General features: G+C 60.9%; 13 protein-coding genes. 7 read left to right on the plus strand and 6 right to left on the minus strand.

Features of this window, described 5'->3' with window-relative positions:
• Nucleotides 1-3: 3 nt before the first annotated feature.
• Nucleotides 4-333 (minus strand): chorismate mutase, encoded by a 330-nt coding sequence (locus AAIL66_RS03665; protein WP_034355072.1) that lies wholly within the window; start codon nt 331-333, stop codon nt 4-6.
• Nucleotides 330-1829: an anthranilate synthase component I gene (gene trpE, locus AAIL66_RS03670; protein ID WP_034377358.1), complete on the minus strand. Its 1500-nt coding sequence runs from the start codon at nt 1827-1829 to the stop codon at nt 330-332. Before trpE ends, AAIL66_RS03665 begins: the two co-directional genes overlap by 4 nt.
• A gap of 444 nt (nt 1830-2273) precedes the next feature.
• Between trpE and AAIL66_RS03675 the strand changes: the two genes are divergently transcribed.
• Nucleotides 2274-2879, plus strand: a complete 606-nt coding sequence (locus AAIL66_RS03675) for a chalcone isomerase family protein (RefSeq protein ID WP_034355074.1) — start codon at nt 2274-2276, stop codon at nt 2877-2879.
• 1 nt (nt 2880) lies between these two features.
• Here the strand turns inward: AAIL66_RS03675 and speE are convergent, their stop codons facing one another.
• From speE to rpe, 3 genes are all read right to left on the minus strand, one after another.
• Complete coding sequence (speE, locus tag AAIL66_RS03680) at nt 2881-4146, minus strand: polyamine aminopropyltransferase (protein ID WP_343496024.1); 1266 nt, start codon at nt 4144-4146, stop codon at nt 2881-2883.
• 138 nt (nt 4147-4284) lie between these two features.
• Complete coding sequence (locus tag AAIL66_RS03685; RefSeq protein ID WP_343496025.1) at nt 4285-4968, minus strand: phosphoglycolate phosphatase; 684 nt, start codon at nt 4966-4968, stop codon at nt 4285-4287.
• A 196-nt stretch (nt 4969-5164) separates the two neighbouring features.
• Nucleotides 5165-5845 carry a ribulose-phosphate 3-epimerase gene (gene rpe / locus AAIL66_RS03690; RefSeq protein WP_034355083.1) on the minus strand — a complete coding sequence of 227 codons (681 nt, stop codon included), beginning with the start codon at nt 5843-5845 and terminating at the stop codon, nt 5165-5167.
• Nucleotides 5846-5876: 31 nt separating this feature from the next.
• Here rpe and apaG point away from each other — a divergent pair, with 31 nt between their 5' ends.
• From apaG to AAIL66_RS03720, 6 genes are all read left to right on the plus strand, one after another.
• Complete coding sequence (apaG, locus tag AAIL66_RS03695; RefSeq protein WP_063663542.1) at nt 5877-6284, plus strand: Co2+/Mg2+ efflux protein ApaG; 408 nt, start codon at nt 5877-5879, stop codon at nt 6282-6284.
• A gap of 19 nt (nt 6285-6303) precedes the next feature.
• Nucleotides 6304-8271, plus strand: coding sequence for a site-specific recombinase (locus tag AAIL66_RS03700; RefSeq protein ID WP_343496026.1), 1968 nt, complete (start codon nt 6304-6306; stop codon nt 8269-8271).
• A gap of 61 nt (nt 8272-8332) precedes the next feature.
• Nucleotides 8333-9310, plus strand: coding sequence for a thiamine-phosphate kinase (thiL, locus tag AAIL66_RS03705; RefSeq protein ID WP_343496027.1), 978 nt, complete (start codon nt 8333-8335; stop codon nt 9308-9310).
• Nucleotides 9311-9409: 99 nt separating this feature from the next.
• The gene (locus tag AAIL66_RS03710) at nt 9410-11026 is read left to right on the plus strand and encodes a DUF4139 domain-containing protein (RefSeq protein ID WP_343496028.1); all 1617 of its coding nucleotides are present in this window, start codon (nt 9410-9412) and stop codon (nt 11024-11026) included.
• A 21-nt stretch (nt 11027-11047) separates the two neighbouring features.
• On the plus strand, nt 11048-11641 hold the full coding sequence (locus tag AAIL66_RS03715; RefSeq protein WP_343496029.1) for a phosphatidylglycerophosphatase A: 594 nt from the start codon (nt 11048-11050) through the stop codon (nt 11639-11641).
• Nucleotides 11642-11664: 23 nt separating this feature from the next.
• Nucleotides 11665-12165: a CinA family protein gene (locus AAIL66_RS03720; protein WP_343496030.1), complete on the plus strand. Its 501-nt coding sequence runs from the start codon at nt 11665-11667 to the stop codon at nt 12163-12165.
• Here AAIL66_RS03720 and AAIL66_RS03725 read toward each other — a convergent pair.
• Nucleotides 12159-14063 carry a TadG family pilus assembly protein gene (locus AAIL66_RS03725; protein ID WP_343496031.1) on the minus strand — a complete coding sequence of 635 codons (1905 nt, stop codon included), beginning with the start codon at nt 14061-14063 and terminating at the stop codon, nt 12159-12161. The two genes, AAIL66_RS03720 and AAIL66_RS03725, sit on opposite strands and share 7 nt — an antisense overlap.

Below are 14063 nucleotides of genomic sequence, written 5' to 3' on the forward strand. Positions count from 1 at the left end.
GTCTTACTCCCCTGATTTCCTGGGTTCACGCAGACGCGCAAATTCCTGGTGTTCGTAGTCGATGCAGGCTTCCATCAGTGCGCGATAGACGGTCTCCATCACATCGGGCTGGCCGCCCTCCTGCACCGTGCGCTCACGCACGCGGCTGACGATGGCTTCGATGCGCGCCTCATCGCGCACCTGGCTCGCATCACCCTTGATGCGCGCTGCCTGCTGCATATAGCCGATGCGGGTGACCAGCAGCGGTACCAGCACATCGTCGAGCGCATTCACATTGCGGCGCACATCTTCCATGGTGGTGCAGTGCTGCACCAGATCAATGGCTTGGCTCATTCCAGACCTTCCTCAACCAGTTCTGCGGCGCGCAGCAGGGCGCGGGCCTTGTGCTCGGTCTCTCTCCACTCCAGCTCGGGCACGGAGTCGGCCACCACGCCGGCAGCGGCCTGCACATAGAGCACGTTGTCCTTGATGACGCCGGTACGGATCGCAATCGCCAGATCCATGTCGCCGGCAAAGCTCAGATAGCCGCAGGCGCCGCCGTAGATGCCGCGCTTGCTGGGTTCGAGCCGGTCGATGATTTCCATGGCATGCACCTTGGGAGCGCCCGTCAGCGTGCCTGCGGGGAAGGTGGCCTTGAAGACATCCATATTGTCCATGCCGTCCTGCAAGATGCCTTCCACATTGCTCACGATATGCATGACATGGCTGTAGCGCTCCACGGCAAAGGCTTCGGTCACCTTGACGCTGCCGGTCCTGGCAATGCGGCCGATATCGTTGCGCGCCAGGTCGATCAGCATCACATGCTCGGCACGCTCCTTGGGATCGGCAATCAGCTCCTGCTCGGTGGCCTTGTCGGCCTCCACCGTATTGCCGCGCGGACGGGTGCCGGCCAGGGGGCGAATCGTGACCTTCTGCCCGTCGGGCGTGCGCTCCTGGCGCACCAGAATCTCCGGGCTGGCCCCCACCACATGGAAATCTCCGAAATGGTAGAAGTACATATACGGGCTGGGGTTGAGCGAGCGCAGCGCGCGGTACAGCGACAGCGGCGAGGCCGTGAAACGCTTGTGGATGCGCTGGCCCACCTGCACCTGCATGAAGTCGCCCGCCGCAATCAGCTCCTTGGCCTTTTGCACGGCGTCCAGATAGTCCTGCTTGTCGAAGCTGCGCTCTGCGGGATAGCTCTCGCCGGCACGAATCTGCGGCGCGCTGACGGAATAGCGCAGCTGGTCCTTGAGCTGGCGCAGTCGCTTCTTGGCGCGGGTATAGGCTTCGGCCTCGCCGGGATTGGCGTAGACGATGAGGTAGAGCTTGCCCGAGAGGTTGTCGATGACGGCCACCTCTTCGCACTGCAGCAGCATGATGTCGGGCGTGCCCAGGCTGTCGGGCGGACAGCTGTTCTCCAGCTTTTTCTCGATGTAGCGCACGGCGTCATAGCCGAAATAGCCGGCCAGACCACCGCAAAAACGCGGCATGCCGGGCGTGACGGCAACCTTGAAGCGCTGCTGATAGGCCGCGATGAAGTCCAGCGGATTGCCGCCTGCTGTCTCCACCACCTTGCCATCGGTCACGACTTCGGTCTTGGCTTCAGTGCCAAAGCCCGAGGCACGCACAAAGCTGCGTGCCGGCAGGCCGATGAAGCTGTAGCGGCCGAAGCGCTCGCCGCCGACGACGGATTCCAGCAAGAAGCTGTACTTGCCGTCGCCATTGGCATGGGCCAGCTTGAGATAGAGGGACAACGGGGTTTCGAGGTCGGCAAAGGCCTCGATCAGCAGGGGGATGCGGTTATAGCCTTGGGCCGCAAGCGATTTGAATTCCAGTTCCGTGATCACGGGAGAAGCTCCGGTAGTCATGGCGCATGGTGCATCTGCACGGATTGATTACGGGCAGATGACGCGTTTGAAGAGAGGATGCGCCGGTTCATTCCAATTGGCCCGAAGTATGCAACGCATGGGGCCGCGGGGTGCACGCCGGGCTCGTGCCGGGTGCTTCAGCAGTTCGGATGTGCAGGCTTACGCCAGGGCCAGGCTCCCCGGTCTCCACAACCTGCATTGAACGTGCGATGAATGAACATGATGCGGACAGTGTAGCGCATAGCGCCGCCGCGCAAACAATAGCGCTCCGATGCCGTGCAACTCCCCCTTTGCTGGGGACAGACCTGATTGCAGCCATCGCGGACAAAAACAAACATACCGTTTTTACCGGAACGCTCGCCCACGGCGTGCAAGCGAAGCGGTCACCAGAACTGCTCGACCGGAAATCACGAGGAGACCGCCATGCCCAGTGCCCGTTTGATGCCAGCCTTGCTGCTGGCAGCCGCTCTTGCCTGCCCGGCTGCTCAGGCACAAGGCATGCCCTCCGAGCCCGTGAAACTTCACGGTGTCATCTATGCCCCCAGCTTGCAGTCCCAGGGCAGGACGCTGGAACTCAATGGCGCAGGAACCCGCTACAAGGCTGTTTTCAAGGTCTATACCGCCGGCCTGTACCTGGAAAAGCCGGCGCGCAGCCTGCAGGAAATCGCCGCCCTGCCCGGCCCCAAGCGTATCAGCGTGACCATGCTGCGCGATATCGACTCGGCCGAGCTGGGCAAGCTGTTCTCGCGTGGCATGGAAGACAATATGGAGCGCGCCGCCTTCTCCAAGCTGATTCCGGGGGTGATGCGCATGAGCGAGATCTTCACCCAGCACAAAAAACTGCTTGCGGGCGAGAGCTTCATGGTGGACTGGCTGCCCGGCCAGGGCGCCATCGTGACCGTCAAGGGCCAGCCTCAGGGCGAGGCTTTCAAAGAGCCCGAGTTCTTCAACGCCCTGCTGGGCATCTGGCTGGGTCCCAAGCCCGCCGATCAGCAGCTCAAGAAAGCGCTGCTGGGCGAGGCTGGCTGACTCACTTGAGCAGCTCGCGGTAATAGTTGGGCAGCGCAAACAGCGCGCCGTGCACGTGTTCGTTGTAGTACTGCAGATCCCGCACCCTGCGCTGCCTGAGGCGCTCGGCCACTTGCTGCGCCTTCAGCTCCAGCGGATCCAGCTCATCGGAGGCCACGGCCAGCCCCCAGTAAGCGCCGTAAAGCGGAATATAGAGGCCATAGCAGCGCACCACGGCAAACTGCTGACGCAGGATGCGCACCAGTTCGGCCACCTGCGGGCCGTGGAAGACAGGGCTGCCCAGATGCAGCACCAGCGCGCCGCCCGGCGCCAGCACGCGCTTCATGCGTGCCAGCGAGTCCGGCGCATACAGGGCGCTGGCCGGGGTATCGGGATCGGTCAAATCCATCAGTGCCAGATCAAAGCGCTCATCCGTTGCCTCCATCAGTGCCAGACCGTCGCCTATGCAGACCTCGACACGGGCATCATCGAGCGCGCCGCGATGCACGGACCGCAGATGCTGGCGCGAGAACTGCACCACGGCCTCGTCCAACTCGGCCAGCACCACACGCTCGATGCTCGGATGCTTGAGCAGCTCCTCCGCGGCCCCGCCATCGCCGCCTCCCAGAATCAAGGCCTTGCGCGGCGCGGGGTGGGCCATGGCGGCCGGGTGCACCAGGGCCTCGTGATAGAAGAACTCCTCGCCCTCGGAGGTCATGAAGCAATCATCGAGACGCAGCACCTTGCCGAACTGCGGCGTCTGCAGCAACTCCAGCTTCTGGTATGGGGTCTGCAGCGTCTGCAACGTCGTGGCGCGATAGCCAAAGCGTGCATGGGGCGCGAGCTGCTCCAGGGCCCAGCCGGATTCGGGCTCGGGTGCAAGGTCCACGGCATGGTCTGCCGGCTGCGCCATGCCGATGTCTCCGCGCATCAATTGCTGGCGCAGCACCTTTTTGGGCGCGAAAGCGTCGATCACGCCTTCCATCAGACTGCGGGCCTTGCCCGAGTTGTCGGCGGAAAAATTGCACACATAGACGTCGATGGTGACACTGCCCGTCTCGGGCCAGGTATGTATGGCCAGATGGGACTCCGCCAACAGCACCGTACCCGTCACCCCACCGGGCTGGCCTTCATAGGGCGGGAACTTCACCCAGGTGTCATCCACCAGGGTCAGCCCCGAGGCCGCAGTCTGTTCGCGGCAAAGCCCGGCGATGGCGTCGGCATCGAGCATGTAGCGCTCGGAGCCTGCGCATTGATAAAGGTCGGCAGTCAGGTGCAGTCCGTGCATGTGGCGTGAGTCCCCCTTCGTTCTCTGCCGGCTGCAAGGCGATGCATGAGCCGACATTGGTTCAAACAAAGCAAATGACTCTAGCAAATATGCTTATCCGCACTCTTTCCTGCCAGATATGCGGACCAACAGACGGCATCACACCACAAGCTGTTCCAACGAATCCAGATGAGCCCTGGCCTCGACAGCCGTGATGGGCTGGCCGTGGTTGTAGCCGTAGGTCATCAGCACCACGGGGCAGCCGGCGGCATGGGCAGCCTGGGCATCGTTGCTGGAGTCGCCCACCATCAGCGTGCGCGCGGGTTCGCTGCCCAGAGCCTTGCAGGTCTCTACCAGCGGCATGGGGTCGGGCTTTTTGCGCGGGAAGGAGTCGCCACCGAACACGCAGTCGAAGAAGCCGTCCAGCCCCTTGGCGGCCAGCAGGGGCTGAGCAAAGGACAAAGGCTTGTTGGTCAGGCAGGCCATGCGCAGCCCCAGGGAGCGCAGAGCCTGCAGACCCTGGGCCACGCCCGGATAGACATCGGCAAACTGGCCGTTGATGGCCAGGTAATGGTGTTCGTAACGCTGCCAAGCCCGAGGATACAGGGCATCGATATCCATGGCCTCCACATGCGCCAGCACGGAACGGATCAGATGCTCGCTGCCCTTGCCCACCATGTTTTCGATGATCTGCGGTTTGATGGCCGGCAGTTGCAGATCGGCCAGCATGCGGTTGAGCGCTTCGGCAAAGTCGCCCAGCGTATTCACCATGGTGCCATCGAGGTCGACCATGACGGCATCCAGTTCCAGGGCGGCGGCGGGAGCAGGCAGATTCAGCTTCATACAACTATCAATTCAATAGCTGCATGCGCTTTTCAATACTGGGCTTGCAGCCAAAAACACTAAAACTTCCATGCCCCGACTCCAAAAGCCGCGCTCTTGCATCGAGCGCAGCCGAAGCCAGGACATCGAGCCAGACCTGGGCGGCTTCGCCGCCTCAATGCAAAGGAGCTGCGGGGCGCAGCGCCTTAAGCGGGAGTCAAGCAAGATTCTTGCGCATGGTGTCGATGACAGCCTTGTAATCCGGCTTGCCGAAGATGGCGCTGCCAGCCACAAAGGTGTCGGCACCGGCATCGGCCACGGCGCGGATATTGGCTTCCTTGATGCCGCCGTCCACTTCCAGGCGAATGTCTTTGCCAGAAGCATCGATCAACTTGCGGGCCTTTTCGATCTTGCGCAGCGTGCTATCAATAAAGCTTTGACCGCCGAAGCCAGGGTTCACGCTCATCAAGAGGATCAGGTCGATGTCTTCGATCATCCAGTCCAGCACCTCCAGCGACGCGGCGGGATTGAACACCAGACCGGCCTTGCAGCCGTGGGCCTTGATGTTCTGAACGCTGCGGTGCACATGCGGCGATGCATCGGGGTGGAAGCTGATGTAGTCCGCTCCTGCCTTGGCAAAGGCCGTGGCGAGATCGTCCACGGGCTGCACCATCAGATGCACGTCGATGGGCACGGGCTTGCCATCGGGTGTGACCGAATGGGGCTTCAAAGCCTGACAGATCATGGGGCCGAAGGTCAGATTCGGTACGTAATGGTTGTCCATCACGTCAAAGTGGATCCAGTCGGCGCCGGCCGCAATGACATTACGCACTTCTTCACCCAGACGGGCGAAGTCGGCTGACAGGATGGAGGGGGCAATACGGTAGGTGGGGCTCATGGATTGCAATTGTCGCAGTTACCATTAGCTCATGCCGATGAATGAGTTTCTGGTCCAAGTCCAGCCCGCCTACCTGCCTGAGCAATCTGCCCCGGCCGCCGGCGTCTATGTGTTTTCCTACACCATTACCGTCACCAACACGGGTGAGGTGCCGGCGCAGCTGATTGCGCGGCACTGGATCATCACCAACGAGCTGGGCCATGTCGAAGAGGTCAAAGGCTTGGGCGTGGTGGGCCGACAGCCGCTGCTGCAGCCTGGTGAATCCTTTGAATACAGCAGCGGCTGCCAACTGCGCACGCCCACGGGCACCATGCGCGGCAGCTATCTCTGCGTGAACCACGAGGGCGAGACCTTCGAGTGCGAGATTCCGCTCTTCGTATTGCAGATGAATGAGTCCGGCGGCCCCATGCCCATGCCTGAGAAGCGCGTTCTGCACTGAGGCAAGCACCCACATTTGCATGAAGAAAAGCACTCTTGACCTGCCCGGCCTGCTGGCGTCCCTGGACCCCGATGCAGGCCTTGCGCAACGCCATCTGTGGCTGATCCATCTGGCCGAATGGATACGCGCAGCCGAACCCTCTGTCGAAGGCGCCGTGCAGCGCGTGAAACAGATCGTCGAGGCCTTCGAGGCCGATCCCGAAGCCCTGGCCCGGCTGCGTCGCTGGAGCCAGACGCTGATGGAGACGGTGGACATCACCGCCCTGCTGGCCGATTTCGGCTTTGCCCCGCGCACCGCCATGGCCAGCGAAGTGGCCGAACGCCTGCGCTACAAGCTGCTGCCCAGCACGCCCGAGACCGAGGATGCCTCCGAGCTGTTCATGCTGGTCTTTCCCGACCGTTTCGACGCCCGCTGGCTGCATGCGCTGGACAGCCAACTCATGGCCCGCATCACCACCTTGCTGACCCCGCAACAGCTCGAAGAAGGCGTGAGCTTCTGGGAGCGCAACCTGCTGGATGCCATCACCTATTGCGCGGGCCAGATTCTCTCCACGGGGTTTGCCCCAGAGCTGCGTCTGCGCATGAGTGAGCAGGCACGCGAGGAAAAACCGTTTCATGCGCTGATCCACGATGTGGAGAACCTGCGTGTGGAGGTCATGCTGCCGCTGCGCACCACCGACAGGCGCGACGCCGCAGCCGCCCAGCTGCGCGAACGGCTCGAGGCCTGCCGCGCCGCCGTATCGTCGGTGTACTCCTATGTCGAGGCCGAAGGCATTTCCGTCGGCCTGATCTTCCGCCTGCGCCAGGTGCGTGCGCGCATTCTGCGCATTCGCCGCCTGCTCGATTGCCTGCTGGCAGAAGACCGCGCCTACGAGACGTCAGAGCTGCTCTCCAACCTCGTGGCCGTGGGCATAGAGCGGCGCAGCGTGCGCGCGCTGATGTCCACCAACTCATCGCTGCTGGCAGCCAAGGTGGCCGAGCGCAGTGCCGAAACCGGCGAGCACTACATCACCCGCGACGGCAGCGAATACCGCAAGATGGTTGCCAAGGCCGCGGGTGGCGGCTTTGTGATGGCCTTCACCACGCTGGCCAAGTTTGCACTGTATGCGCTGGGCCTGTCCGTCTTCTGGTCGGGACTGGCTGCGGGCTTCAACTACGCCATCAGCTTTGTGCTGATCCAGATGCTGCACTTCACGGTGGCCACCAAGCAGCCGGCCATGACGGCGCCGGCCATGGCGGCCAAGCTCAAGGACATCCAAAGTGATGGCTCCATCCAGGAGTTCGTCGACGAAGTCGCCCATCTGGTGCGCTCCCAGGTGGCTGCCATTCTGGGCAACGTGCTCATCGTCTTCCCCGGGGCGCTGCTGCTGTCGCTGGGCTATGCCTATCTGGTCGGTCATCAGGCGCTCAGCACCCCGCATGCGCGCCAGGTGCTGGACTCGCTGAGTCTGCTGGGGCCGTCCGTGCTCTTCGCCGCCTTTACCGGCGTGCTGCTGTTTGTCAGCAGCCTGATTGCCGGTGGTGCGGAAAACTGGTTTGTGCTGCGCAACATCGATTCGGTGATTCGCTACAACCCGCGCATCACTCGCTTTCTGGGCACGGGCCGCGCGGATCGCTGGGCAAGCTTCTTGCGCAAGAATGTCTCCAGCCTGGCATCCAATATCTCGCTGGGTTTCATGCTGGGCCTGGTGCCTGCATTTGCGGCCTTCTTCGGCCTGGGACTGGAAGTGCGCCACGTCACCCTGTCCACCGGCCAGATCGGCGTCGCCGTGGCATCGCTGGGCTGGGATGTACTGCATGACGATCTGCTGTGGTGGGCCGTGGCCATGCTGCCCTTCAATGCGGCGCTGAATGTGGGGGTGAGCTTCTATCTGGCTTTCCGCGTCGCCCTGCGTGCCCACAACGTCAGCGGCGTGGACCGCTCGCGCATCTACAAGGCGATACGCCAGCGCTTCTGGCGCAGGCCGCTGAGCTTTTTCTGGCCTTGACCTTTAACCGCCGCCGACCAGCGGCCACCAGGCCGCAGCATCGCGGGCGGCCAGAGACTTCATGGGTGAATTCGATCTGATCCGCCGCTACTTCCAGCGCCCCGTACGTCGCGCCGCCCTGGGCGTGGGCGACGATTGCGCGCTGCTGGCCCCGGCCCCCGGCATGCAGCTGGCCATCTCCAGCGACATGCTGGTCGAGGGCCGCCACTTCTTTTCCGACGTGAACCCGCGCCTGCTGGGCCACAAGGCTCTGGCCGTCAATCTCAGCGATCTGGCCGCCAGCGGCGCCAGGCCTCTGGCATTCACGCTGGCCCTGTCCCTGCCCGGTGCCGACGAGGCCTGGATCAGCGAATTTGCGGCCGGCCTGCTGGCTCTGGCCGACGCCCATGAATGCGAGCTGATCGGCGGCGACACCACGGGCGGCCCGCTCAATATCTGCATCACCGTATTTGGCGAAGTCCCTGCCGGCCAGGCCTTGCTGCGCAGCGGCGCCAGGGCCGGCGATGAGATCTGGGTCAGCGGCAATCTGGGCGATGCACGACTGGCGCTGGAGGCCATGCTGGGCCATGTGCAATTGCCTGCCGAGTTGCTGCAGCAGGCCCGCCAGCGGCTGGAAGCGCCCACGCCGCGCGTGGCCCTGGGCCTGGCGCTGCGCGGCATTGCCAGCAGCGCGCTGGATGTCAGCGACGGTCTGCTCGGCGATCTCGGCCATATTCTGGAGCTGTCCAGCGTCGGCGCCACGGTAGACAGCCGCTGCACCACGCCCTTGATGGCCGCAGCCGCCTATCCGCAAAGCGATGCATGGCAATTCGATTCAAAGCTGCAGCAGCAATGCACACTGGCCGGCGGCGATGACTACGAGCTGTGTTTTACCGCCCCCGCAGCCCGGCATGCCGACGTGCTGGCTGCAGGCGCTGCCAGCGGCACGACTGTGCATCGCATAGGCCGCATCGATGCCGAGCCGGGCCTGCGCGTGATCGACGCAGACGGAGCCCTGCTGCAAAACCGCTGGAAATCCTTCGACCACTTCGGCAGCTGAACGCCGAGCACGCGGGCAGGAGGCGGCCGGCACCTGACAAGCGGCGCGCCAAGAGCCCTGGGTTAAGCTCAAGCCCTCGCTATCCACAAGAGCTGCCCAATGCGTTCAAGCTGTCTTCTGCCCGTATTCATGGTCTGTGTCGCAGCTGCTTTGCCCAGGCTCGCCCTGGCCGACGCCAGCAGCCTCAGTGTCTCTGGCAATCGCGCGCCCATCACAGAAGTCACGCTCTATCCCGGCATCGCCGCCGTACAGCGCGAGGCACGCATCGACGCCCAGACACGCCTGCTCAGCTTTGAATGCCTGCCCGCCAGCGTGGATACGCAAAGCCTGCAGATTAACGGAGACGAAGGCGTGCGCGTGGGTGAGATCAAGACCCTGATGCAGTCCAGGCAGATGGCTGCCAAGGAATGCACCAGCCCGCTGGACCAGCAGATTCGCAGCCTTGAAGATCAGCTCGCGAACATCGAGGCCGAAGAAGGAGCAGCCAGGCTGGTGGGCGATTTTCTGCAGAGCATGAGCAAGCCCGGCGACGAAGCCAGAATCAGCCCTGCTCAGATTGCCGGCACAAGCCAGGCCCTGCGCCAGACCAGCCGCGACAACAGCCTGCGTGCTCACCAGATTCAGCGCCAGAAGCAGGATCTGCTGGCGCAGTTGCAGCCTCTGCGCCAGGAGCGCGATCGCACGGGCTCCGAGCAGTCTCAGGTCATGAAAGTCAGCGTGCAACTGGCCAGCGCACGCGCTGCCAATGTGCGCCTGAGCTATCAGGTGCGCGGCCCCAGCTGGCAGCCCAGCTACCGCGCTCAGTTGAACACCGCCAGACAGCAGGTGCAGCTGGAGCGCCAGGCCCTGGTCGTGCAGGCCAGTGGCGAGGACTGGAGCAATGTGCGCCTGCGCCTGTCCACCGGCCAACCCGGCCGCAGCACCCAGGGTGTCATGCCGCGCCCCTGGACGGTGGATATCGCGCAACCAATGCCCCCCGCCGCTCCGGCACCAGCCCCCGTCGCCATGATGGCGCGCAGCGGAGCCCGGGCAATGCGCGAAGAGGCAGCAGCACCGGACTTGCCTGTGCTCGATGTCTCCAGCATCAACACGGCCTACAGCACGCAATTCATCGTGCCGTACAAGATCAGCGTACCCTCCAGCGCCGAGCGCATCACGCTGTCGCTAGGCCAGGAAAATCTGGCCACCAGCTTGCTGACCCGCACCGCGCCGGCCATGGAAGAGGCGGCCTATCTGATTGCCACGTTGCAGGCTCCGCCAGGCATCTGGCCGGCGGGCCCGGTAGCACTGTTCCGTGACGAGGCACTGGTTGGCAATGGCAGGCTGGACTTTGGCAACGCCCAGGCACTGGCGCAAGGACTGTCTTTTGGCCGCGATGACAACGTCGTGGTGCGCCGCCTGCCTGCGCAAAGTCATACCGGCAGCGGCGGCTGGGTCAGCAGCAAGACCGAGCGCAGCATCGTGCGCAGCTACGCCGTCGAAAACCGTCACAACCAGCCCATCGCGCTGCAGGTGCTGGACTCGGCCCCTGTTTCGCGCAATGAGCAGATCAAGGTCCAGTCGCAATACAGCCCGCAGCCAGCCACCACCAGCTGGAATGCGCAAAACGGCATGGTTGCCTGGGAGCAGAATCTGGCCGCCCGCAGCACGGCGCAGTTCCAGGCCACGCACCAGATCCGCTTTCCCGAAAACCAGCCCATTACCGGCCTGCAATAAGCCTGCGCTTATCATCACGCCATGACGGATGACTCATCAAACAGCGCTGCAGCACCTGCCGATATTGCGCAAGCAGCTATCAATAACAAAGCACGCCCCGGAATGAATGCGGCGGGAATCGCCCACCCCAACGTGAAGTTCATGCTGCAACACCCGGCCCATCTGATTGCTCTGGGCTTTGGCTCCGGCCTGCCCCGCGTCGCCCCCGGCACGGTGGGCAGCCTGTGGGCCTGGCTGGCCTATCTGGTGCTGGCACTGTGGCTGAGCCCGGCACAGATCGGCTGGCTGATTGCCGCCAGCATTCCCGTAGGCTGGTGGGCCTGCACCGTCACCGCAAAGCATATGCGCGTGGCCGACCCTGGCCATATCGTCTGGGACGAAGTGGTCGCCATGTGGATTGTTCTGTGGCTGTGCATGCCCATGGGCTTCTGGGGCCAGCTCACCTGCTTTGCGCTGTTCCGCTTTTTTGATGCCGTCAAGCCCCAACCCGTCAAATGGGCAGACCGCCTGTTCAAAGGCTTCGGCCCGCGCGGCGGCTGGGGAATCATGTGGGATGACCTGGTGGCCGCTTTCTGCACCCTGCTGGTCGTGGCCCTCTGGCGACATTTCTTCTGACGGTGCAAGCCATGGAGGAGACGATGAGCACACAAGCAAGCAGCATCGAAGAACTGGTGCGACAACTGGCCGCCAGGCTGACCGAAAAAGGCTGGATGCTGGCCACCGCCGAAAGCTGCACCGGCGGCATGATCGCCGCGGCCTGCACCGATCTGGCAGGCTCCAGCCAGTGGTTCGAACGTGGTTTCGTGACCTACTCCAACGAGGCCAAGACCGAGATGCTGGGCGTGCCCGCCGAGCTGATCGCAAAGCACGGCGCCGTCAGCGAGGAAGTCGTGCGCGCCATGGCTGAAGGCGCCATCCGTCACTCACGCGCCCAGGTCAGCATTGCCGTGACGGGGATTGCGGGCCCTAGCGGAGGCTCTGCTGAAAAGCCAGTGGGGACGGTGTGGGTGGGATTGACATTAGCAGATCGCTGTTACAGTGAGCGATTAATACTTAACGGCGGTCGCTGCCAAATCCGAAGAGACAGCGCGTATTACGCATTGAGGAAAATAATTCACATATTGAATGATTTTCAGTAAACCAGATCGACCATTCCGCAATCCATACGGCCTTCAACTTCAGCTTGCGCCAAGTCAATCCCCAACAACGCTAGAAGCTGGTCTATAACAGGATCCAACAGCGGAGCTAATATTTTCCCCACAATAGTAGAAATTAATTTCAAAACCTCACCCACAATATTATTTACCAGATTCAGAAGACCGGCAATCAACCCATTACCTTTTGGTGGTTCTATTACTTCAATTGCACCTGCATCAAAAAGGCCCTGCAAACTACCAATTAAACCACTCATGCTGAAGCTCTGAAATTCTTCGTTCTCGCTTTTAAACGACAGCAAACTATCCGGCGCAGCGAGATTAAATATTTTCTCTTTTTTAATAGCTTTGGAAGTATCTATCTTTAATCCAACCCCACCATAATATCCTGCCTCTCTTGCACCAAGCAGCCCCCCCAATAGAATTGGTTGACGCCCAATATCAATTATTCTAAATGGCTCCAAGTAATATGATGGATTACTACTATATGCATTTGCAAAAGCCTCCTCGGCTGAATTACCTAATCTTCCAAACCTGATTTTTGCAATCGATGTCTCCGCGTGGACTCTCATCTTTTTTTCCGGAGTACATTGACCATTCTCCACCCAAGCCTGCGCCCCAACACCCTCAACATGTACGTCAAATCTTGCAGGGACTTCAATAATCCTAGGCGACACTGTTGTTAGAGCACCGACCAGATTAAATATGATATTAGTCAAGCCACCTAGGCCGTCGAGCGCAGTCAGGTCTACAGAAATTAACGATTGAACTTGTGCCGTTTTTACAGTTACTGCCGCAGTTTCAAAAGATGACGAACTCACGGAAGGCAGGGCTGCAATCACCGATGATTGTGGAGGCTCAACAACTTTTAAGCTAATCTTGACTGTTCCAATCCCTGGAAGGTTAAGCACGCTACCTTTTACAACAAGCCCATTCTTATTACCTGAAACCTGGGCCAATAATTGAACAATATTCAATGGATTCAATTGAGCTTGTAGCGCAGATTCCGGAAGACCAGATTTCACATCTAACAGCGACCTTAGCGTAATTTGAAATTTCGATATATTTGCAGCAATGATTGCATTCAAAGCCGTTATCGCGGCGCTCACTGCCTGAGGATCATTATTAGAAGATGTTGTTCTCTGAAAAAGAGAAAGCATGACATCAATCACATCCAATGCCGAAATTGGAGCATCCAATATTTTCTCGTAGTCAATGACCGTTGCATCAACATTTATCAAACCTCTTTTTACCCCAATTTCTTTAAAAAAATCGAGCAATGACAAATGTGTCTTAGCCAAACCATTCCACCCAACAGCTTGGATATTTAAACTCCCTCCAAGTAGCCCTCCAATTATTGGGTTCAATATGGCAGACTTCTTATCATCTATTTCAATTAGCTTGCTTCTAATACGCAACTGTACCAATGGCCTGCTTCGCGCCGCGGTCGCAACGGCTTCAACTTGACGCCCACCACCGGCAGTCACTGAAAACAGGAACAAATACGGCACCCTTCGCGCAACGGTCACACGGGAAGCATTCAGGGGGCTGGCCCCATTCACAAAATAGGTCCTGGAATCGGCCCCCCCGGGACTTGGGGTCCAGTTTCCACATTCAACCTGCGGTACACCCGTCATCCCGTTCAAGGTCGCGATACGAGTCGCATTCGCCTGACAGGCTGCTGGGGTCTCGCTCTGGGCCCCCGCCAGCGCCGCCAGATCGGCAATCTTCTGCAACTCACGCTTCTGCCAGAACACATTGCCGATATCGATGGTTGCCAGGCAGATCACGGCAATCATCAGCCACAACGCCCCCAGCGTCGCCACAGAGCCCGATTGGCGACGAATGCGAACACGGTTCAGGCCTTTGGCAAAAGACTGCAT

It is taken from the genome of Comamonas sp. F1-6 (genome assembly GCF_039581415.1).
GTDB classification, from domain to species: Bacteria; Pseudomonadota; Gammaproteobacteria; order Burkholderiales; family Burkholderiaceae_C; genus Comamonas; species Comamonas thiooxydans.